The organism is Thiolinea disciformis DSM 14473, assembly GCF_000371925.1.
Taxonomy (GTDB): Bacteria; Pseudomonadota; Gammaproteobacteria; order Thiotrichales; family Thiotrichaceae; genus Thiolinea; species Thiolinea disciformis.
This window is the reverse complement of sequence record NZ_AQVE01000030.1, coordinates 11,565-33,248: the sequence shown is the minus strand read 5'-3', so window position 1 is coordinate 33,248 and position 21,684 is coordinate 11,565. Positions and strand designations below refer to the sequence as shown.

Genomic DNA, 21,684 nt, shown 5'->3' with positions numbered 1-21,684 from the left:
AACGAGATTTAATAGGTCTAAAGGTTTAAAGCCCCAAATTTACAGCTAATCTGCAAAATTCATACCAAGTCAAATGAGTCCGTGAGGCAGATAATAAGCTGTATCTGCCTAGGTTTTAAGCTTTGCTAAACGCTAGCACTGCACCAATTTAAAGCAAATCTGTTAAAGCGCACTTTTATGGGGCGATCTGCTGATAGAAACGGATTCGACCTAAGTAACTTAATTGTGCACAAGCGGCTAAGAAGGCTTCAAGTTGCGCAGATTCTACCGCTTGTCTTAGGAAAATATCCAAATAGATTTTATCTTCCACATAGTGCGCTTGAATGCTTTCAATCGAGACCCATAGTACATCGGTTTGTGGATTGGCTCGTAAGGCTTTCATCCAATGACTACGCAATGGTAGGCGACTACTCGGATGGGAAAGCTCATCATCTTCTGGATCAATATGTACAGTGACATCCGCAAATTCAGGAAATTTTTTCTTTAAGCCATAAATCACCGATTCGGCGATATGATGCCCTTCAGAAACACTAATAAAATTATCGACTTGTATATGGGCATCGGCAAACACTTGGCTACCCACTTTGCGGGTGCGTAGCATGTGTAAGTCCTTAACCCCATCAATTTGATGAACATAATGGCGAATAGCATCCAATTGTTCGGGTTCAATACCCGTATCTACTAGCTCCATGGTGCTATTCAGAATCATTCGTCCGGCCATGAATAGAATCATGACGGCTACTACAATCGCTGCCACGCTATCTAACCATGGAAAGCCGAATTGTGCTCCCGCAATACCGGCAAGTACGATGATCGAGGAAATAGCATCAGAACGATGATGCCAAGCGCTCGCTTCTAATAGGCTAGAGCGTACACGCTTAGCAGTACGCATCGTATAGTGATAGAGCGTTTCTTTGCTTAAAATAGCTAGGCCAGCAAAAAACAGCGCAAGTGGATGTGGGGGCGTAATCGGGGCGCCGGAAAATAGGCGTTGCCAAGCTGTCAGAAAAATGCCTACTGCAACCCCAGCCAAAATTAAGCCAAGTAACACAGTGGCGAGGGTTTCAATACGCCCATGACCATAAGGGTGTTCTGCATCTGCTGCTTTATGAGCCTCTTTTGCAGCGATTAGTACCACACCATCACTGAACAAATCCGAAAGCGTGTGAAAGGCGTCGGCGATTAATGCCTGTGAACCACTTAAAAAACCACCGATCATCTGCGCAATCGTTAAGAGCAAATTGGTAATAGCACCAATGATCGCAATAGCGCGTGTGGCACGATGACGTTCGCTAATAGAAAGAGGAGCGTTTGAAGTCTCAGTAGGAGGTGAATGAGAATGTGCCATCACTAAAACATCGAGTTAAAGAAATGGATTATAACGATTTTGGCCAGCACTGGTGTAATAAGCTTTCGTCTTGTTGACGCAATTGTAGTTTTTGACGAAATTCCTCAGGGTCTTTACGTAAAATAATTTGTTGCATGTGCTGCTGTGGAAGGTGCCAAGCAACTAAGCGTGATAACCAAAACCGTAAAGCCGCTGCTCGTACTAATCCCCAAAATTGCTCAGCCTCCGCTGGCGTAAATGGACGTAATTGATGATAAGTTTGCAGACAGATGGTCAAGCGCTCAGGATCTAATGCGCCTGAAGAATCACAGCACCAATCATTGACCACAATGGCAACATCATACAACCACGGATCATGACAGGCGTAATACCAGTCAATGACACCGGTGAGTTGTTGTTGATCGAAGAGCACATTGTCGCAAAATAAATCTGCATGAATCACGCCTTGTGGGAGTTGATCAAGCGGCACTTGTTGCTGAAACGCCATTTCTTGACGTAGTAAGGCGCTATCATGCTTATCTAATAGAGGCAAGAGGTGGTTAGTAGTCTGCTGGCGCCATACGTGACCACGATCTGGCGCCCGATAATGGGGGAAGTCTTTACCTGCTAAATGTATTTGCGCCAATACCTGACCTATAATCGCACATTGCTCAACATTTGCGTGCGTTAGGATATGCCCTGCCAGGCGCTCTACTAATACCGCAGGTTTGCCGTTCAGGCTATGCCGCAAACTATGTTGTCTATCGCGTAGCGGCATAGCGCTTGGAATACCGGCTTGTGCCATCCAATCCATCAACGCAAAAAAGTAGCTCGCTTGGTCAAGATCATATTGTTCGAGTAGTGTGAGGACGTACTTGCCCCGTGTAGTAGTAACGAAGAAGTTGCTATTCTCAACACCCGCTGTGATGCCCTCGAACTCAAGAAGGTCACCCAGCTCATAAGATCGCAAAAACCTACTTAGCTCAGCAAAGCTAATGGGCGTATGGACTGACATCCTTCCGTGTTACCAGCTAAACATTTTCCAGCTCGGAATTTTCAACTGATCACTGTCATGATGGGCATTATTAATAGAGCCAGTGCTATCCGTATCGATGAGTTGATAGCCGCCTGTGCTGCCAGCTGGCGTAAAGCGAATTTCACTGTACATCGCTTGAACGCGACGCTCTTCTAGGGTGCCCAAGCGATCTTGGGTTTGAATGGTTTGTACTTTAACGCGGCCATTGGTTTCCTCTTCTACCGTCACCCCCGGTTCGGCTTGGGCGGTATACGTGATTGCCAATAAAGCCATGCCAACTAAGCCCTTGTATAACATGTTATAGCTCCATGTATTGAGCGCGCTCTTGCGGTGACATACCTGCCACATTACGCTCGTAATATTGAAAAATGTAATCGACAATCGCATCCACATCATCCAACAACACAAATAAATCCATGTCTTGGGGTGAAATGGTTCCCTCGGTGACCAGCGTTTGGCGGAACCACTCCAATAAACCTGTCCAAAACGGTGTATGGACTAAAATAATCGGTATTTTGTGTGTTTTGCCAGTTTGTACCAAAGTCAAAATTTCTGCTAGCTCGTCTAGCGTACCAAACCCCCCGGGCATCACGACATAGGCCGAGGCATATTTCACAAACATCACTTTGCGCGAAAAGAAGTGGCGAAAATACAGTGAAATATCCTGATAAGGATTGCCGTGTTGTTCTTGGGGGAGCTGGATATTGAGGCCAATGCTGGGCGACTTACCCATTTGCGCCCCTTTATTGGCAGCCTCCATAATACCAGGGCCACCACCACTGACTACCGCAAAACCGGCATCCGATAACTTATGCGCAATTTCAACCGTTAATTCATAAAGTGGGCTATCCACGGGGGTGCGTGCTGATCCAAAAATACTCACAGAAGGTCGGATACGCGCTAAACGCTCAAACCCCTCGACAAATTCGCCCATAATTTGGAAAATTTTCCAGCTCTCGCGGGCTAACTCTTTGTCATCAATCGGTTTTAAAACCGGATGGCGTGCTTTGGTGATCTCATCCATAGCGTTATTGTTGTTCTCCTAAACTCTTATCCTTATTTATGTGCTTGCTTCATGCGGTGTCAATGCAGTAATAGTGAGTGCATGGACTTCGCCGGAGCTAATAGCCTCAGCCACTGTGCGATACACTAATTGGTGACGTTTTACTTTACTGACGCCTTCAAAAATTATACTAATCACTTCAGCGTGGTATTTGTAACCGTCACCAGTTACGGTAATCTTTGCATCGGGAAACTGGGTGCGGATAAGCTCAGCTACCGCTTCATTTGTCATACTCATAATAACTCGCTTAATAGTGCCAAGTTATGCAGTATAGCGGATGTGAAGCCGACAATCGGTATCTATACACGAATACTTGGTTAATTTGCTCGAATTTGGAAAACAGCACCATGGATCATGCGGCATTAGTTAAGTTAGTACGACAAGTCTGCACCGAGTTTTGTGCTGAGTTAACGCAAGATGAAGTCAGTAAGTTTGTACGTTATACCCGTTTGGTGACGCTCCAGCCTGAACAAGTATTAGCCGAAATTGGCGCACGCGGCGAAAGTTTTTTTATGGTAATTGGCGGGTCGATTGGACTTTATCAAATCACTCAACAGTCATCCTTGCAAGTGGGTGAGATAGGCAGCGGTGGACTGGTAGGGGAAATGTCATTTTTTGATAAACGACCTCGTACTTTACGTTTAGCAGCTATGCAGGAAGGTGCTGCTTTGCTGGAAATTAGTCGTGGCATGTATAACCGTATCGTGTTAGACGAGCCTTATGTATCCAGTAAATTACTAGAGTTTGTGATTCGTAGCCTCGATTCTTTAGTCCGTGACTTAAGTGAGAAAAATGCTAGCTTGCATCGCCAATTAAAAGAGTTCCAGCCTGAGCAGTAGCCTAGCTCAGACCTGTAGCCAGAAGGTGACGGGGCCATCATTAATTAAGTGGACTTGCATATTAGCGCCAAACCGGCCAGCTTGGAGGACTCCAAAGCGCGTTTGGAGTTGTGTACACACATAATCGAATAGCTTGTGCCCTAACTCAGGATCAGCGGCACTGGTAAAACTAGGTCGATTCCCTTTTTTGGTATCCGCCGCTAAGGTGAACTGTGGTACGACTAATAAATTTCCTTGAATCTCCAAGAGCGAACGGTTCATGCGCCCTTGCTCATCTTCGAAAATGCGATAATTGAGCACGCGTTCTAGCAAACGATCCGCTTTTGGTACCGTATCTAATTTTTCTACACCCAGCAGCAATAAAATCCCGCGTTGAATTTCAGCAACGCGTTGTTGTTCAATCGTGACACTTGCCTCAGAAACACGCTGAATTAAGCCAATCATTTTTTTTCTAATTGATCGAGTAAAAAGTCAGTCGCATTTACCAGCGCACTTTGAATCGCCGGCTCGCTGGCAGCATGACCGCAAGCGGAAACAATGGTGAAATCGGCCTCAGGCCATGCTTCATGCAAGGCATAGGCTTGGTCTAGTGGGCAAATCATGTCGTAACGCCCGTGAATAATCATTCCGGGAATAGTTTTCAGTTTATGGGCATCCCGTAACAGTTGATTAGGCTCAAAAAATGCCTCGTTAATAAAATAATGCGCCTCAATTCGCGCCACACTCATGGCGGTATAAGGATTAGTGAAATGCTCTATAGTACTTTCTTTCGCCGTTAAATTGGCAGTACGTCCTTCCCACGCCGCCCAAGCTTTGGCAGCTTGCATACGGGCAATCTCATTTTGTCCCGTCAAACGCTGATAATAAGCTTTTAACATATTGTCTCGCTCGGCTTCAGGAATCGGTGCTTGATAATCCTGCCAATAATCAGGGAAGACTTGGCTAGCCCCTTGATTTTTTTCGTAAAACCAATCGATGTCTTTTTGGCGACAAAGGAAAATACCGCGCAAGATTAAACCAAGCACTTTATCAGGGTGGGTTTCCGCATAGGCCAGCGCTAAAGTTGAACCCCATGATCCACCAAAGACGACCCATTGCTTAATGTTTAATTTGGTTCGAATGCGTTCCATATCGTCGACTAAATGCCACGTGGTATTATTATCCAGTGAGGCATGGGGCGTGGAGCGCCCACAACCGCGCTGATCGAATAAAATAATGCGATAACGCTCGGGATCAAAAAATTGACGATGCCACGATTCGCAGCCTGAGCCAGGGCCACCATGTAGGAACACTACGGGCACACCCTCAGGATTGCCGCTCTCTTCGATATATAAGTTGTGTAGTTCATCAACTTTTAAATAGAAGTGGGAGTTCTCGCGAATCGGTGGATATAGAGCCTTCATGTATTGTCCTATTCGGATTCCAATAAACGACGCGCTTCAGCAAACTGACTGCGTTCTTTATCGGTAATCGTTGGGTATGCAAGTTTTAGTGATTTTAAGGTATCGACTATAATTTGTGCTACTTGTACGCGCATATAATCTTTATCATCGGCTGGAATAGCATACCATGGTGCTTGTTTAGACGACGTTTCTTTTAGCGCCGCTTCGTAAGCCTCCATGTATTGATCCCAATGTTGGCGTTCGGCAACATCACCGGCAGAAAACTTCCAATTTTTTTCGGGCGCATCCAAGCGCGCTAAAAAGCGTTTTTTCTGTTCGTCTTTGGAAACATTGAGCCAAAATTTCAAAAGGACGACACCATTTTTAGCCAAATGGGTTTCATGATGACGAATGGATTCATAACGATCTTGCCAAATGGTTTTTTTATCAATAGCAGGTGGCAATTGTTGGCCTGACAAATACTCAGGATGCACGCGCACGACTAACACTTCTTCATAATAGCTGCGATTGAAAACACCAATACGCCCTCGCTCTGGCAAGTTTTTAGTAGTGCGCCATAGAAAATCGTGATCTAACTCTTCTGCAGAAGGCTGTTTGAATGAGACGACTTGTATGCCAGCCGGATTGACGCCACTCAAAACCGCGCTAATCGTACCATCCTTACCGGCTGCATCCATCGCCTGAAAAATCAGAAGTAGTGCATATTGATCCTGCGCGTAAAGCATTTCTTGCAATTCAGCTAATTCTTTCACGAGCTGTTTAAGCTGCTTTTTCAAATTATCTTTATCGGTGGCTTGAGCAGGTTTTGTTTTTGCATTAGCCACCGAAAATTTGCCATCAAACGGCACTCGATAAGGTTTAGGGAAGTCCATTATTTTGCCACTCCACAGGTATGTTGGGCTTAAAGATAAGGTAGCACGCCCTCTAGCTTAGTGGGCAGCTATCCACTAAAAAATTATTGAGTAGTTCTATGCGGGTACAGTTAAATGATGATAAAATAAATTGTCATACTATAAAAATAACTAGGGAGTTTATATGGCGCTTCTGTTGAAAAAAAGCCTGATTGTGTTATGCACTTTAGCCCTCACCGCTTGTGGTGGTGGTGACAGTAATTATATTGTTCCACCCTCAGGCACCGGAGCAGGTACTGGGACTGGCACAGGGACGACAAGCAGCAAAGTGAATACCTTGGACGTGAAGGCAAGCTCGCTAGAATTAGGCTCTAGTGGCGCTACGCCAGTAATTATTTCAGCGATTGCTAAAGATGTTAACAATAATCCGTTGAAAGATGTCACTGTTCAATTTGCCGTGGATAGTAACGCAACCATTGAGCCGGATGCGACTACTGCAAGTTCCGGTGTTAAAACCGCTAAACTAACCCCTGGCGATGCGACGAATAAAACACTACAAGTAACAGTCAAGGCAGAAACTAAAACAAGTACCGTTAATGTGGCGGTGGCAGGCACTAAGCTACAAATCGAAGGACCTAGTCAGTTGATGGCTAATGTAGCAACACCTTATAAAATCAAATTGTTAGATTCTGATGGCAAGCGCATTGGAGGCCAGCAGATTAGTGTTAGTTCATCCGCAAAAAATCTGATTACGTCTGTGAGTGGCAGTAATTTTTTAACTAATGCTCAGGGTGAGGTTGATATTGAGCTGACGGCAGCAGTTGGTGGAAAAGACACTATTCTGGTATCGGCGTTGGGGGCTTCGACGCAGCAGGAAGTTACCATTTCGGGTGAGGAATTTACGCTAAGCAGTACCAATAGTGAAATTAACGTGGATACTGATGAGTCGATTAATTTGGCTTGGAAAAATAATGGTGTGGCTCAAGCCAATCGTGTTATTAAATTGACGGCTACACGCGGTACGATTCCTAGTCAAGTAACGACTAATGAAAAAGGCGAAGCGTCCTTTAAGATTCGTTCTTCTACCGCTGGCGGAACTTTTATTAAGGCCACCGATGAGCAAACCGGTTTAGCAGCTAGTTTGAGTCGAGAATTTGTTGCAGTAGCGCCTAAATATTTAACTATTCAAGCAACAAAGCAAATTATTGGACCCAAAGAGAATGTGGAAATTACTGCTTTAGTCAGAGATGCTAATAATAATTTGGTCAAAAATCAGGTGGTTTTATTCACTGTTAGCGATGCGATTGGTGGGGGCTTAAGCAGTGGCTCGGCGATGACAGATTCCTTGGGGCAAGCCTCGGTTATCTATACGGCGGGTAATACATCCAGTAGCAAAGATGGTGTAGTGATTAATGCGGCTTTAGAAAAAAATACCAATATTGCGCATCAAATCAACCTAACAGTAGGCGCACGTGCTTTACGGGTGGTATTGGGTGAAGATGAAAATATGTCCGAATCAGATGTCAACTATACTAAAAAGTTTGGCGTAATTGTAACGGATAGTGCAGGTAATGGTGTTAAGGGGCAAGAGGTATTATTTAGTATTCACCCTATAGAATATTATAAAGGTGCTTATGCACCGTGCCCCACTTCTGATCAAAAGTACTGGGCTCAAGCAATAACTGTTAGCTGTGCAAATGAAGATATAAACTTCAATGGAGCATTAGAGGCAGGGGAAGACTTTAATAATAATAAGCGTTTAGATCCATCTTTTGCCAGTACAGTGACCAGTGCAGCGATAACGGATGCTAGTGGTTTTGCTTCTGCGGTCGTTACTTTCCCACAGAGCCAAGCGGGTTGGAGTAAAGTTAAATTAGTTGCTAGTGTTAAAAACAATGGCACTGAATTTCAAGAGTTTACTGAGTTCACTCTACCGGTATCAGCGGGTGATATTGCATGTTCAGTACCGACCCCTCCCAATCGTGTTAGTCCATATGGGATTAACCCTTCCTGTTCAGATCCCAATTAGATTAATTGTTAAATTAAACAAAAGGCCGCTAAAAGCGGCCTTTTTAATAATCTAGAAAATAATAGCGTTAAGGGGTTTTGGGCTTATTATCATTAATACTATCGGCACTTAAAGCCCCTACTACGGTAAGTCCTGCAGCCGCTGCTAAAAAGCCTTTTGGAATAGTGTACACAGGTGGTGGTACTTCAACTACAGGGTTGTTAGTGGTTATCGTGGTCTTTTTAACAGTCTTAGTTTCAGTAATTTTGGTGCCTTTTGAGCAAGGTTGAGCCTTATTGACATCCAGTCTGGTTTTAGCGTCGTATTCGACAGCGCAACCTTGTTTGTCATAAGTACCTTGTACCGAAGCACCTTCCATCACGATTAATTGTGCACCATTCGGTAAGGCCATGCCTTGAGTAGCAGGCACGCTAGTACCATCAGGCATAATTACTTGTGCTGCTACGGTTTGACCGGGGGCTGGAGTCACTTTGGTTAAAGTAACAATCGTTTCAGCACCTTGAGCCATTACCGCCGAAGCGAATAACAGTTGGGCTGCAACAGTCCCCACTAATAATTTTTTGAAATTCATCATCATGATTGCTCTTAAGTTAGTTGAGTTGACGAACCTACCCATTCAGAATCAATGATGGCGCATAAATTAATTTATGTTAAAAGCTTTAAGATTGATGGCAAATTAGGATGGATAAACGTTATGAGGCAGGTAGTGATTCCATGGTGAGCACAGCTTATCGGCAAAATTTGCTTGTGATTTATGAGGCAGGCTTGGAGGTGGTCAAAGGGCATCACGCCGTTTATCAGGCTTTGATGAAACAAGATTTGCCCCAAGTGGATTGCCACCTGATTGCGATTGGCAAAGCGGCTGAATCGATGTATCAGGGCGCAAAAAATTACCTTGAAAAAGGTGTAAAAAGTGCCTTGTTAATTAGCAAATTTGGTCATTTCTCAACAGAGCTACTGGCTAACCCACGCGTCAAAGCTATTGAGGCCGATCATCCAGTGCCCTCGGCATCTTCATTACAAGCGGGCAGTATTTTGTTAGAGCATTTAAAGCGCTTGCCTAACCATGAGCCACTTTTGTTTTTAGTGTCGGGTGGTGCTTCCAGTTTGTGTGAGGTGTTGGAAGATGATTGGTCATTGGAGCAATTGCAGGGGCTCACACAGTATTTACTCGCGAATGCTTATACGATTCAGGAAATGAATGCGATTCGTCAACGGATTTCCAAAATCAAGGGTGGAAAGTTATGGCAGTATTTGGGAGTCAGATCGGTTAATTGCTTAATGATTTCGGATGTAGTAGGTGATGATCCTAGCGTGATCGGCTCGGGGCTACTATTTCCTCCCCATGAAGATAAAGTGCCCGATCGCCTTCCACCAGCGTGGAAAAATATTTTGCCAGCATTTAACCCATTACAAACTCCCCATGATTTTCAGTGGCACATCGTGGCGAGTAATGCATTAGCTTTACAAGCGATGGCTGCAAAAGCGCGTAACTTAGGGTTTGTGGTACGAATTAGTGAGGATGTTTTGCAAGGTGATGCGATAGAGTGCGCTCAAGTTTGTGTTGAACAATTGGAGCAGGGTGAACCAGGTATTACCTTATGGGGTGGTGAAACGGTCGTACAATTACCCGAAAAGGCTGGGCGAGGTGGTCGAAATCAACATTTTGCGCTTGCCGCTGCCTTAGCGATGGAGGAGGGTGATGGTTTGATGTTGTTGGCAGCTGGGACTGATGGTACGGATGGTAATACGCCTTATGCCGGTGCTATCGTGGATGGGAGCCTGCCTGAGCATCCTCAAGGGCTTTATAATGCGCTAATGGCTCAGGATGCTTTGCGTCGTGCGGATGCAACGTCCATTTTGGAGTTGAATGATTGCTTGATTGAAACAGGACCAACTGGCACGAATGTGATGGATGTAGTGATGGGATTGAAGGTGTGATGGGCGCGGAAAAACAAGATTTTTACCAAACAGTTTATAAGTGTTTAATGCAATGTGATGTTGATCGGAAATTACAAGCGGCATTGGCATTGCAAAAAGCTTATCAATCGGGTCAATTAGAGCGCGTTAGTTCCACTCGAGCTCTTGCTATTGATATGCCGGGGCGACCTGCTAAACCCGAGTTAGTGTTGCCAAAACAGGTGAAGCAGCGCAAATTGAATACCCCTGCGGGGCGTGCTGCCTTACTTCATGCCGTAGCGCATATTGAATTTAATGCGATTAATTTGGCGTTGGATGCAGCCTATCGATTTCGTGATATGCCCGAGCACTATTATGCCGATTGGTTGCAGGTAGCGGCTGAAGAAGCCTATCACTTTGACTTAGTTCGTGAACGGATGCGCGAGTTGGGTGCTGAATATGGCGAAATGCCTGCACATAATGGTCTTTGGGAGCAGGCGCGCCGTACTGATTATGATGTGATGGTGCGTATGGCTTTAGTGCCGCGCGTGTTGGAAGCGCGTGGTTTGGATGTAACGCCCAGTATGATTGCGCGTCTTAAGCAGGAGCACGACCAAAAAACTATTGATGTATTAGAAATTATTCTGAAAGATGAAATTGGCCATGTACGCATTGGTTCCTACTGGTTTCACTATTGTTGTCATGAACGTGGTTTAGAGCCTGAGGCCACTTTCCGTAAATTATTGTGTGAAGTATTACATGCGCCAGTGCGTGGTCCTTTGTATAACGAAGGGCGCTTGCAAGCAGGGTTTAGTGCGCAAGAGCTAGAGCAATTGCGCCTTTTGGAAGAAAACTGGGTCGAAGAGATTACGCGCCCAAGTGCTGCATAACATGCTGTGTAAAGATTTCCGGTGTTTGCACATGCGGCAAATGCCCAGCTTCTGGAATCATAATCAACTGGGCTTTAGGGAACATTTGTTGTGCGACTGCCCAGCGTTCAGGGCTTAAATAGTCTGATTGGGCGCCGCCAATAAATAAAGCTTTATCTTGGTAAGTCAAGCCTTCGTCGGGGAAGGCAGTGAGATTAGGGTAGTTCTTGGCAATTTCACTCAAATAACATTGCCACTCAAACGTGCCTTCCTCAGTACGCTTAAGGTTTTTCAGCAAAAATGCACGTTCGAAAGGCTGTTTAACGGTTGGCGCTAACGCCTGATCTGCCTCACGGCGCGAAGTGAAAGTATCCAGCTGCATGGCCAGCATGGCTTGCAGTAAGTCATGGTGGGTTGCGGACGATTGCACAGGCGCAATATCCACCACGATTAAATGATCTAGTCGTGCGGGATGATGCAGCGCTAAATTCATCGCTACTTTACCGCCCATGGAATGTCCCATTAAATCAAACTGGGACATGTTCAGATGCTCAGCCACTTCCAACACATCTGCCATCATCAAGTGATAGTTCATATCAAGTACGTGCGGTGACTCACCATGATTGCGCAAATCGATGGCAACAATAGGGCGTTTTTCTTGCTGACGGGTTGCGAAGGTATGCCAATTATCCAAGGAGCCAAGCAAGCCATGCAACACCACTAGCGGTGTGCGATCACACGAAAAATCGCCATAGATACGATAGTTAAGCATCGAAGTGCCTGCCTAAGTCTTCAATTTCTTGCAAAATAGTTTGGCGTTGTTCATCGCTCAAACTAGGGACATTATAATAAATGCGGTGCTTAATATGTTTGATGCCACAGAATGCTAAAGTGCCATCGGTTACTGGACGATAAATTAAATGTTCCGCATCGGTTTTACGGAAATATTCTTCGTCGCCGCCAGCGGTAATTAAGACTAAAGCGCGTTTAATCGGTAGCAGACCTTTAACGCCTTCAGGTGAATATTCAAACGCTGTGCCATTGGTGAGCACATGATCGAACCAACCTTTGAGAATTGCAGGGCGATCAAACCACCACAATGGATAAACAAATACAATACCATCCGCCCAGAGCAACGCTTCTTGCTCGTGTGCAATTTTTTCTGGAATGACGCCGCGCTGTAATTCAGCCAAATGCTCGGCGCGCAGTACAGGATCAAAATTTTCTTGATACAAATCTTTTATGCGAACCTCATGACCAGATGTTTTCAAGCCGCGTTCGCAGGCTTGCAACATGGCGTTATTAAAGCTATTCGGATAAGGGTGAGCATAAACCAGCAGAACGCGCATGTTATTTCCTAATGCAGAGTATGAGTTGCTGGTTCAACAACACCAGCGGTAAATAAACGAGCCACATCGACTTTATCAAGCTGATAGCGCGCATTGCAAAATTCACAAGTGACTTCAATTTGACCTTGCTCTTCCAGTATCGACTTTGCTTCGGCTTCACCCAAGGAGCGTAACATAGTATCAACCCGTTCTTGGCTGCAACTGCATTGGAAACGAATTGATTTCGCCTCAAAAATTCGCGGGGATTCTTCATGAAATAAGCGATAAATCAACGCTTCAGGTTCTAAGCTTTGCAGTTCTTCATGCGTCAGAGTATCCAGCAGCATCGAAACCCGATTCCAATCTTCACCTTGCTGCTCAGGATCAAAAGAAGTAGCGTTACTAGCTTGCGGTAGACGTTGAATCAACACACCTGCACAACTTTGTTCGCCTGTCGTAAGCCAAAGGCGAGTAGGTAATTGTTCAGATTGTTGGAAATATTGTTCTAACGCTTGCGTTAAACTTTCACCTTCCAAAGCGATCATACCTTGATAGCGCTCACTCTTACCCGCCGCTTCCATCGTAATCACCATGCGTGCTTCATCACCAAACAGTGCTGGTAGTGAACTGCCTTGGGGCTCAGTTTTCCAACGTGCTAAACCGCGCAATTGGCCATTCGGAGTGGCTTGCACTACCAATAAATGAATCGGGCCTTCGCCTTGAATTTGTAAAATAATAGAACCTTGGTGTTTTACGGTTGCTGATAATAAAACAATCGCAGTAAGTGCCTCGCCCAAAACAGCTCTTACTGTTGGGGGATAGTCCGCACGTTGTAACATTTGTTGCCAACTGGTATCTAAATGCACCCATTCACCGCGTACATGGGCACTTTCTAATAAAAAGCGTCGTAAAATATCTTGAATCATTTAATATAATGCCTTTCAGCACTACCTTTCATAGCAGTGTGTGTTAAAATCGCCGCCGCGATACTGGCTGGGGCGCAAAAAATAGAACTTACCATACAAGTTGGCTTGCTCCCAATCTTCATGATTGTTACATTCGATAAATCATGAGTTTACTGTTATTTGTTGAGCCTGTAATAAAATTAAAGACCATCACAGACTATGTTCTGCGGTCTCATCATCATACTAATTTAAAGCTTTTTGGCGGACTGATATACGATGTTCAAAGCCCTCTCTGGTTTGTTTTCTAATGATATTTCCATCGATTTGGGTACTGCAAACACCCTCATTTATATGCGTGGCAAAGGGATTGTATTAGACGAGCCGTCGGTCGTTGCCATTCGCCAAGATCGGGGCCCGGGTGGTCCTAAATCTATTGAGGCTGTTGGGGTTGAGGCGAAAAAAATGTTGGGGCGTACCCCCGAGAAGATTACCGCCATTCGCCCTATGAAAGATGGGGTTATTGCAGACTTTATGTATACCGAGAAAATGCTCCAGCATTTTATTCGTAAAGTCGATTCCGGCCGTATCTTACGCCCAAGTCCACGCGTGGTGATCTGTGTCCCTTGCGGTGCAACGCAAGTGGAGCGCCGTGCGATTAAAGACTCAGCCTTAGGAGCGGGGGCGCGTAAAGTTTATCTGATTGAAGAACCGATGGCGGCTGCGATTGGTGCGGGTATTCCCGTTGATGAAGCCGTAGGCTCTATGGTGCTGGACATTGGTGGTGGTACTTCAGAAGTTGCGATTATGTCACTGCGTGGTTTGGTCTATTCAGCCTCAGTGCGTATTGGCGGCGATAGATTAGATGAAGCGATTATTAGTTATGTGCGTCGTAACTATGGCATGTTAATCGGTGAGGCGACAGCTGAGCGCATTAAATGCGAAATTGGTTCAGCCTATCCGGGTAAAGAACTACTGGAAATTGAAATTAAAGGGCGTAATTTATCCGAAGGTGTTCCGCGTGCCTTTACCTTGACCAGTAATGAAATTCTGGAGGCTTTGCAAGAGCCGCTATTCGGTATTGTCAGTGCGGTCAAGACCGCCTTAGAGCAAACACCGCCGGAATTGGGTGCAGACGTAGCTGATCGCGGTATTGTATTGACAGGTGGTGGTGCACTTTTGCGTGACATCGACCGTCTATTGATGGAAGAAACGGGCATTCCAGTCGTTATTGCAGATGATCCCTTGACTTGTGTAGCCCGTGGCGGCGGGAAGATTCTCGAGTTATTGGAAACAGAAGGGGATGCTTTCTTATCACTGGACTAACCTACAAAGCACTAATTTGGACGAGAGGCGCTCAGTAGTCCGCTAGTGAGCGCCTAGTCTCATGTTTAGACAGGGAGCTGAGACTACTATTATTATTAACGATTATAACTATCATGCTACGCCTGGATTTTCATTTCAGTTCATTGCTTTAGTGATAGCAGCTTTGTCTTTAATGGCAGTGGATTATCGAAATCCCTCATTAACTCGGCCTGTGCGTACAGCATTATCTTTAACAGGGTATCCTTTACAGCTCATCGTAGATGCACCGTTTGATATTTATACGAATGTCACGCATTATTTTACGAATCAAACGCAATTAGCGAGCGAAAATCGTCACCTAGAAGAGCAATTACAAATTTATTCAGTCAAAAATCGCGATATGCAAATTATTGAGCAGCAAAACGCGCGTTTACGCCAATTGCTCAAAGCGCCACAACGCCCCGGTTATACTTTTACGATGGCTGAAATTTTGGCTACTTCCAGTGAACGCGGACGTCAAATTGTGACTTTAAATAAAGGTTCGCGTGATGGTGTTTATGAGAAGCAGGTCGTTTTAGCTGAAGATGGTAATATTTTCGGGCAAGTGATTGATGTGACACCGATTAGCTCGCGAGTCATGCAATTAACCGATCGTCAACATGCTATTCCTGTGCGTAATCAACGTACAGGGATGCGTGCCTTAGCCAGCGGGACAGGCAAAACTGATCAACTAGAATTAAAAAGCATTATTCCAAGTAGTGATGTAAAAGAGGGCGATGTCTTCGTAAGTTCTGGTCTAGATATGCTTTTTCCTCCTGATTTTCCGGTGGCTAAGGTTATTCCAAATGGTGTGAAGTATGAGCCGGGTGATCAATTTGCTAATATTTTGGCCAAGCCTTTTATTAATTTTGACAATACCCGCGAAGTTTTACTGATGTGGAAAGATGATTCTATTGCTGCACCTACTATTATCCCACCAGAGGCCACGACGGTTTCGGGTGTACCTAGTGGGGATTTGACCCCTAGTCTGTTTGGTGCCGCTACCAGTACTCCTGCGCTTACGCCTACATCTAATGCAGTAGCGGGCAGCACAACACCTGCACCTGCTACAACGGCGCCTAATCCAGCCGTCACACCCGCAGCACTGGCTCCAGTGGCCACGCCCACTCAAAAACAGGCTCATACACCTAACTCAAAAACACCGTCTAAGCCACCTAAACCTACGCGGAGCGCACAATGAATTCGCATTCACCACGCTTTGCCGGAGCTGTTTTACTAAGCTTACTGTTAGCATTAGCGCTAAATAGCCTGCCGATTACTGGCTGGTGGTCTGTCTGGCATCCTGATTGGATGGTATTGACCTTGATCCATTGGGCGGTTGTCATGCGCCAAAAAGTTAATTTAATTTTGATCTTTTTTATTGGGTTATTAGCGGATGTCATGACGCATTCCTTGCTAGGGCAACATGCACTCGGTTATGTTTTAGTTTCCTATATTGCAGTGCGGTTAAGTTTACGCATGTCTGCAGAAGCCTTTCTTCAGCAGTTTGCGCTCGTATTTATTGTCATTGGCATTTATATGCTGATGAATATGTGGATTCGGGGGCGGATGGGGACGGGTGTCGGAGGAATGACCTATTGGGCGCCATTGATTACAGGGCTATTACTATGGCCTATTTACCATTCTTTGCTGGGTAGTTATTTCTCGACTCAGCGTAAAATGATCTAACTGCTTATTCTTACTGATAAAGTGCCTGCTTGACCAGTGCACTTTCAGCGTTTCTTGCCCTTTATCGGATTCAGCATAAATTAAGCATAATTTTTCTGGCGAAATCGATTAAAACGACTACACTTTTTGGCGTAACCCTACTAAGGAAGGAAGTAGGGTTATGTTATTTAGTTTGGAAGAACTAACAGCAGGGAAAGCTACCTTCGGGACGCCATGGATGGCCTTCTTTTATCGGTAGGCTTGAAAGGCTAATAAATTACTCTGACTATTTTGCGCAACACCCAGTGGCTTTTCACGATTTAGTTGTTTCAACTGCTGTGTATCTTCAGCATGTTCAACTTCATTAATCACTTGCTGTGTTTTGCTTTCTAATAATTTCAACAGTTTATGCGCGTTTTCAAGACCGGATTGTAAATCAACGCACATTTCATCGGTCAGTTCGACGGTGTGAATTAAACGATCTACTTTTAGTGCATCAACCGCTTTAAATTGCTGTTGAATTTGTTCTGCCATGGCAATGGCATCCTGCTCACGTTTTTGAAAGGTATCTGCACCGACACGAATTTCCTCTAAACGCTGATCAGCCTCGCGTTGAGCATTATCCAACTTTTCAGCGACTTGGGTAAACTGATTTTGCACCTGTTGTTGCATATTTTCCAATACGCTACAAAACTGTTGGAATAATTCATCAGAATTTTGGCGTTGTTGCTGCATCGTCTGTAAAGTGCCACCCGCATCTTTCAACAGAGCTTCCAGTTTGCTGGTCATATCCTCCGCAACGCGTAAATTTTCTTGTTGGGTAGATAAGTGATTTTTTTGATAGTTCAGTAAGCGTTGAGTAAATTCTTGTGCCATCTTCTCTTGCTCATGCAGGCGGTTTAAATTCGCATCCGCATTAGCAATACCTAATTCAAGTTTATGCTGCACCGTTTGTACAGTTTCGACAGTTTGGCTGAGCTTATTATCCCAAGTACTGTTAATTTCTTGCAGTTGAGAGCTTAACTTGAAGGTTTTTTGGCGCAAACTTTGTTCGGTTTGTTGCGCTTGCTCCAAGGTTTTATCCGTGATCTGCGCTTTCGCAGCCACTATTTTGGAGTCCTCTTGGGTTTTGGCTAGTTGTTCGCGTAACTTTTCTGTAACTTGGCTGGCATCTTTAGCGCTACCTTCCATTGTTTCGAGAATTTTTCCCATGCGCTGTTGATTCGCCTCCGCATCCAAACGTAATTTGTAAATGCGTTTCGTGTCTAAAGGTTCGCGACTTTGCGGACGCAGTAGTAAAACGGCAGTGAGGGCAGCGCCGAGTGCCAATGAAATAATAAGAACATCCGTCAAGTTAAACATGTTATACCTTATCGCGAATTTTTATATGAGACCCAGTAGAGCTTGATGATTTTTCGCCACATTAATTGCACCATAAACGGAATTATCTGAACCTAAGCTGAGCCACTGCCGTAATAAATCGCCATAAATGAGGGAGTTAATCATCGGCTGGATTTTGCCTTTATGCCGCTTAGAAGGCTTAGCTTGTCGGATAGTTTCTAATAAGTTAATCTTATGAAATAACGTGCCAAATTATGGCAAATTATTAGAGCGATCTCAGTTCTAAGATCGGGGCTTGTATAATAAAAATAGGTAAAATTTATGGCTCACCGTACAAGTAGGGGCGCACGTGTATTGCTCACGGTTGCCTTATTACTGGGCTACTCGTCTGTTCAGGCTGCTTTAGTACTCAACTCCTCCTTATCTGCTGAAAATTTACGAGCTGCTTTAGAAGGGCCCGGATTAAAATTAGAAAATGTTAAGATCACTAAAGGTGTGAGTGGTCAGTTCGGTTTATTTAATGGCGGTATGGATTTGGTGGGTAGTGCACCAGTCTTGGGTATTGCGAGCGGTCTGTATATGACCACAGGCAATTCGAACAGTATTTTGGGGCCAAATAATAATAAAGAATTCACTGTCAATACAAACGTCACTTATGCCGATGCCGATTTAGTTAAACTCTCCAGTAGTGCGATTTATGATCCCGTCATTATTGAGCTCGATTTAATTCCCGAAGGTGACCGCGTCAACTTCCTATTAGTCTTTGGCTCTGAAGAATTTCCAGAATATGTGTGTAGTAAATATAATGACGTATTCGGCTTATTTGTTTCTGGCCCAGGTTTTACTACAACACAAAATGCTGCCTATTTGCCAAATAGCCAAGATGCGATTGCAGTTAATAATGTGAATTCAGGCACGGCAGGCATCTTAAAAGATGGCACGGCTTGTAAACTAAACAATAATGCTTATTTTACCGATAACGGCAATGGGACTGGGAATGGGGGTACCCAATTAGATGGCTTTACTAAACCGATCACCGCTACCTTAAAAGGCCTGCAAGCGTCACAGCGTTATCATGTTAAATTGGCGTTAGCAGATGCGGGCGATCAAGCCTATGACTCGGCTGCCTTTTTTAAATGGCTTACCAGTACAGCGTCTACCTTGGTTGACTTAGAGCTGAAAGGTGTAGCCTTACCGAGTAAGCCCCAACAAAATAGTAATGTCAAATTAGTTTATACCTTAAATAACCTATCGGGCTTGGCGACGCGTTTGGTGCGTGTTGGTGTTGAAGTCCCTGAGGGTATGACCATTTTGAGCAGCGATGCAGGTTCTTCTTTTGATGTGAACACCGGTATTTGGTTAGTGGGGGATATTGCGGCAAATAGTTCACGCACCCTAACCCTCACGGCAAAAGTAGGTGGTGCGGCTAATTATCAAGTCCCGGCGGAAGTTATTTATTCGTTTAATGAAGATCCGAACTCTACACCCTTTAATCATTTGATTAAGCCGAGTGAAAACGATACCGCTTTATTGAGTTTAAGTACGGTGGTAAGTAATTCTGCACCCGTAATTACGAATGCAGCGGGAGCGGCAAGCCAGAAAATTAATGTTGCTGAAAATACTGCTACAGTGATTCAAGATTATCAGGCCAGTGATGTCGAAGGTGAGATAGAGGGTAGTGGTTTAGTGTGGAGTTTCGCAGGAGGTGCGGATGCCAACCTATTTAATATAGATGCCCAAGGTAAAGTTATTTTTAAACTGCCCCCTGATTTTGAAAATCCCCTCGATTTAAATAAAGATAATCTTTATGAGGTGAATGTCAAAGTTTGCGATAGCTACCAAGCTTGTGCGCAGCAAATCTTAAATGTGCAAATCACTGATGTAGCCGAAGATTTAGATGGCGATGGAATCAAGGATAATGATGAGTTAGCCATAGGTTCTAATCCCAATAATCCCGATACGGATGGTGATGGAGTTATGGATGGGATAGAGCTTGGCTCTAATGTGGCTACACCACGCGATACCGATGCCGATGGTAAGATTGATATTCTAGATACGGATGATGATGGCGACTCCATCTTAACCCGCTACGAGTTGGGCACTGATGTTAACAATCCAATTGATTCTGATGCTGATGGAAAAAAGAATTATCTGGATAGTGATGATGATAATGATAGCGTGCCCACGCGTTATGAAATGCCAGATGTGAATGGCGATGGTGATCCCGCTGATGCACGCGATACCGATGCGGATGGTAAAAAAGATTATTTAGATACCGATGATGATGGTGATGGCAAACTCACTGTGAATGAGTGGGGCTCTGATCCGGCTAAAGCTAAGGATTCCGATGGTGACGATGTGCCTGATTATTTAGATAAAAATGATCAAGATGCTGCGTTGGGTGATTCGGATGGCGACGGCTTAACTAATGCTGCGGAGGCTTTGATCGGTACTGATCCGAATAATCCCGATACGGATGGTGATAGTATTAACGATGGGATAGAAGTTGGTGCTGATACGAGTAAGCCCATTGATACTGATCAGGATGGCAAAATCAATGCCCTCGATAATGATGATGATAATGATGGTGTTTTATCTTTGACTGAAATAGGTTCAACGCCCGCTAGTCCACGCGATACCGATGGTGATGGCAAAGCGAACTATCTGGATAAGGATGATGATAATGATACGGTATGGACTAAGTTTGAAGTAGGTGCAACTTCAGCCATGCCGCAAGATAGCAATTCAAATGCTAAGCCAGATTATCTGGATACCGATGATGATGGAGATGGCATTCTTACCAAAGATGAGCAACCCGATGCTAATGGGGATGGTGATCCTGCGGATGCTTTGGATAGCGATTACGATGGTATTCCAGATTATTTGGATACTGAGTCCAGCTCTTTTGTGAAGATCAAAGTAAAGGCGTTGTTGCAAGGGCCTTACGATTATGTAGGCGGGTTAATGAATGATCATTTGCGCCGCTCGAATTACTTACCGCGTAAACAACCTTATGCAACGATTCAACAATCCAGCGGTTTTACCAGTTCAGCGACGATCTATCGCCCGTTCTTGTATAAAGGAACGGAGGTACTCGTGGATGCACTTTATAACCGCAATGATAACAGTGCGATAGTGGATTGGGTGTTGGTCGAATTGCGTGATGCGACTGATCCCACTAAACGCATTGCGATGAGAGCTGCCGTGCTACAGCGGGATGGCGTTATGATTGATGCTGCTACCGGAGCATTAGAAATTGTGCTAAACAATGTCAAGCCCGGTAAATACTATGTGGCCTTGGCGCATCGCAATCATCTAGGTGTGATGAGTGCTGAGCCGATAACGCTTTCTGAGACTGAAGTGGCTAGTATCGATTTTACCAATCCTACAGTCGCTACCTATGGCGGCGTTAATGCACGTATGGTGTATAAAGGTAAGGCATTAATGCGTGGCGGTGATGTCAATAATAGTAATAGCGTGACCGCAGCAGATAGTACAACAAGCGACATCGCTATTGTGCAAGGTGCAGTGCTAATGTTACCTAGTAATGAAGGCGCCAATACTTCCTATGTGATGCGCGGTTATTATGCGACTGATGTGAATATGGATGGGGTTAGTTTGTCCGCAGGGCCGAATAATGATGCCAATCTCATTGCGCTTTACATTATGTCTTACTCCGAAAATACTGAGGCTACAACCAGCTATATCTTGAATGGTAAGATGCCAGCCTATAAATAAAGGGTGAAGTTGCCGTAACGTATTTGCGTAACTATAGTAAACTCACT

At 44.7% G+C, this 21,684-nt stretch carries 22 protein-coding genes; 8 read left to right on the top strand and 14 right to left on the bottom strand.

The window, feature by feature from the left end:
• Nucleotides 1-175: 175 nt before the first annotated feature.
• Genes A3IE_RS0117390 through A3IE_RS0117370 form a run of 5 tightly spaced genes read right to left on the bottom strand, consistent with a single transcriptional unit; the run spans nucleotide 176 to nucleotide 3,663 of the window.
• Nucleotides 176-1,348 (bottom strand): cation diffusion facilitator family transporter, encoded by a 1,173-nt coding sequence (locus A3IE_RS0117390; protein ID WP_020396904.1) that lies wholly within the window; start codon nucleotides 1,346-1,348, stop codon nucleotides 176-178.
• A gap of 28 nt (nucleotides 1,349-1,376) precedes the next feature.
• Complete coding sequence (locus tag A3IE_RS0117385) at nucleotides 1,377-2,342, bottom strand: homoserine kinase (RefSeq protein WP_020396903.1); 966 nt, start codon at nucleotides 2,340-2,342, stop codon at nucleotides 1,377-1,379.
• Between the two features lie 9 nt (nucleotides 2,343-2,351).
• Complete coding sequence (locus tag A3IE_RS0117380) at nucleotides 2,352-2,660, bottom strand: DUF2782 domain-containing protein (protein ID WP_020396902.1); 309 nt, start codon at nucleotides 2,658-2,660, stop codon at nucleotides 2,352-2,354.
• A 1-nt stretch (nucleotide 2,661) separates the two neighbouring features.
• Nucleotides 2,662-3,387, bottom strand: coding sequence for an LOG family protein (locus A3IE_RS0117375; protein ID WP_020396901.1), 726 nt, complete (start codon nucleotides 3,385-3,387; stop codon nucleotides 2,662-2,664).
• A gap of 36 nt (nucleotides 3,388-3,423) precedes the next feature.
• The gene (locus A3IE_RS0117370; protein WP_020396900.1) at nucleotides 3,424-3,663 is read right to left on the bottom strand and encodes a BolA family protein; all 240 of its coding nucleotides are present in this window, start codon (nucleotides 3,661-3,663) and stop codon (nucleotides 3,424-3,426) included.
• Between the two features lie 26 nt (nucleotides 3,664-3,689).
• Here A3IE_RS0117370 and A3IE_RS0117365 point away from each other — a divergent pair, with 26 nt between their 5' ends.
• The gene (locus tag A3IE_RS0117365; RefSeq protein WP_245539213.1) at nucleotides 3,690-4,265 is read left to right on the top strand and encodes a Crp/Fnr family transcriptional regulator; all 576 of its coding nucleotides are present in this window, start codon (nucleotides 3,690-3,692) and stop codon (nucleotides 4,263-4,265) included.
• Nucleotides 4,266-4,271: 6 nt separating this feature from the next.
• On the opposite strand, the gene dtd is transcribed toward A3IE_RS0117365, so the two are convergent.
• The 3 genes from dtd to A3IE_RS0117350 are packed head-to-tail and all read right to left on the bottom strand — an operon-like array spanning nucleotide 4,272 to nucleotide 6,540.
• Nucleotides 4,272-4,709, bottom strand: a complete 438-nt coding sequence (gene dtd / locus A3IE_RS0117360; protein WP_020396898.1) for a D-aminoacyl-tRNA deacylase — start codon at nucleotides 4,707-4,709, stop codon at nucleotides 4,272-4,274.
• Nucleotides 4,706-5,668, bottom strand: coding sequence for a prolyl aminopeptidase (gene pip / locus A3IE_RS0117355; RefSeq protein ID WP_020396897.1), 963 nt, complete (start codon nucleotides 5,666-5,668; stop codon nucleotides 4,706-4,708). Before pip ends, dtd begins: the two co-directional genes overlap by 4 nt.
• Nucleotides 5,669-5,676: 8 nt before the next feature.
• Nucleotides 5,677-6,540, bottom strand: a complete 864-nt coding sequence (locus A3IE_RS0117350) for a polyphosphate kinase 2 family protein (protein ID WP_020396896.1) — start codon at nucleotides 6,538-6,540, stop codon at nucleotides 5,677-5,679.
• A gap of 163 nt (nucleotides 6,541-6,703) precedes the next feature.
• On the opposite strand from A3IE_RS0117350, the gene A3IE_RS0117345 reads away from it, so the two are divergent.
• Nucleotides 6,704-8,548 (top strand): Ig-like domain-containing protein, encoded by a 1,845-nt coding sequence (locus tag A3IE_RS0117345; RefSeq protein WP_020396895.1) that lies wholly within the window; start codon nucleotides 6,704-6,706, stop codon nucleotides 8,546-8,548.
• Nucleotides 8,549-8,615: 67 nt separating this feature from the next.
• On the opposite strand, the gene A3IE_RS0117340 is transcribed toward A3IE_RS0117345, so the two are convergent.
• Complete coding sequence (locus tag A3IE_RS0117340; protein ID WP_020396894.1) at nucleotides 8,616-9,125, bottom strand: hypothetical protein; 510 nt, start codon at nucleotides 9,123-9,125, stop codon at nucleotides 8,616-8,618.
• A gap of 104 nt (nucleotides 9,126-9,229) precedes the next feature.
• Between A3IE_RS0117340 and A3IE_RS0117335 the strand changes: the two genes are divergently transcribed.
• Together A3IE_RS0117335 and A3IE_RS0117330 are read left to right on the top strand one after the other, a co-directional pair.
• Entirely contained in the window at nucleotides 9,230-10,489 is a 1,260-nt protein-coding gene (locus A3IE_RS0117335) for a glycerate kinase type-2 family protein (protein ID WP_020396893.1), read from the top strand.
• On the top strand, nucleotides 10,489-11,337 hold the full coding sequence (locus A3IE_RS0117330) for a ferritin-like domain-containing protein (RefSeq protein WP_020396892.1): 849 nt from the start codon (nucleotides 10,489-10,491) through the stop codon (nucleotides 11,335-11,337). Before A3IE_RS0117335 ends, A3IE_RS0117330 begins: the two co-directional genes overlap by 1 nt.
• Here the strand turns inward: A3IE_RS0117330 and A3IE_RS0117325 are convergent.
• Genes A3IE_RS0117325 through hslO form a run of 3 tightly spaced genes read right to left on the bottom strand, consistent with a single transcriptional unit; the run spans nucleotide 11,315 to nucleotide 13,570 of the window.
• The gene (locus A3IE_RS0117325; RefSeq protein ID WP_020396891.1) at nucleotides 11,315-12,088 is read right to left on the bottom strand and encodes an alpha/beta fold hydrolase; all 774 of its coding nucleotides are present in this window, start codon (nucleotides 12,086-12,088) and stop codon (nucleotides 11,315-11,317) included. The two genes, A3IE_RS0117330 and A3IE_RS0117325, sit on opposite strands and share 23 nt — an antisense overlap.
• The gene (locus A3IE_RS0117320; RefSeq protein WP_020396890.1) at nucleotides 12,081-12,665 is read right to left on the bottom strand and encodes an NAD(P)H-dependent oxidoreductase; all 585 of its coding nucleotides are present in this window, start codon (nucleotides 12,663-12,665) and stop codon (nucleotides 12,081-12,083) included. Before A3IE_RS0117320 ends, A3IE_RS0117325 begins: the two co-directional genes overlap by 8 nt.
• A gap of 8 nt (nucleotides 12,666-12,673) precedes the next feature.
• A complete protein-coding gene (gene hslO, locus A3IE_RS0117315; RefSeq protein ID WP_020396889.1) occupies nucleotides 12,674-13,570 on the bottom strand; it encodes an Hsp33 family molecular chaperone HslO in 897 nt (298 codons plus the stop codon).
• 255 nt (nucleotides 13,571-13,825) lie between these two features.
• Here hslO and A3IE_RS0117305 point away from each other — a divergent pair, with 255 nt between their 5' ends.
• The 3 genes from A3IE_RS0117305 to mreD all read left to right on the top strand — a co-directional run bounded on the left by A3IE_RS0117305 (nucleotide 13,826) and on the right by mreD (nucleotide 16,579).
• Nucleotides 13,826-14,872, top strand: coding sequence for a rod shape-determining protein (locus tag A3IE_RS0117305; protein WP_020396887.1), 1,047 nt, complete (start codon nucleotides 13,826-13,828; stop codon nucleotides 14,870-14,872).
• Nucleotides 14,873-14,933: 61 nt separating this feature from the next.
• Nucleotides 14,934-16,091 (top strand): rod shape-determining protein MreC, encoded by a 1,158-nt coding sequence (gene mreC, locus A3IE_RS0117300; protein ID WP_020396886.1) that lies wholly within the window; start codon nucleotides 14,934-14,936, stop codon nucleotides 16,089-16,091.
• Nucleotides 16,088-16,579 carry a rod shape-determining protein MreD gene (mreD, locus tag A3IE_RS0117295; protein WP_020396885.1) on the top strand — a complete coding sequence of 164 codons (492 nt, stop codon included), beginning with the start codon at nucleotides 16,088-16,090 and terminating at the stop codon, nucleotides 16,577-16,579. The genes mreC and mreD overlap by 4 nt, the downstream gene beginning before the upstream one ends.
• A 228-nt stretch (nucleotides 16,580-16,807) precedes the next feature.
• Here the strand turns inward: mreD and A3IE_RS0117290 are convergent, their stop codons facing one another.
• Both A3IE_RS0117290 and A3IE_RS23295 read right to left on the bottom strand, forming a co-directional pair.
• Nucleotides 16,808-17,920, bottom strand: coding sequence for a coiled-coil domain-containing protein (locus A3IE_RS0117290; RefSeq protein ID WP_020396884.1), 1,113 nt, complete (start codon nucleotides 17,918-17,920; stop codon nucleotides 16,808-16,810).
• Between the two features lie 21 nt (nucleotides 17,921-17,941).
• Nucleotides 17,942-18,064, bottom strand: a complete 123-nt coding sequence (locus tag A3IE_RS23295) for a hypothetical protein (protein WP_020396883.1) — start codon at nucleotides 18,062-18,064, stop codon at nucleotides 17,942-17,944.
• Nucleotides 18,065-18,220: 156 nt separating this feature from the next.
• On the opposite strand from A3IE_RS23295, the gene A3IE_RS0117280 reads away from it, so the two are divergent.
• A complete protein-coding gene (locus A3IE_RS0117280; RefSeq protein ID WP_020396882.1) occupies nucleotides 18,221-21,637 on the top strand; it encodes a choice-of-anchor L domain-containing protein in 3,417 nt (1,138 codons plus the stop codon).
• The last annotated feature ends 47 nt before the right edge of the window (nucleotides 21,638-21,684 follow it).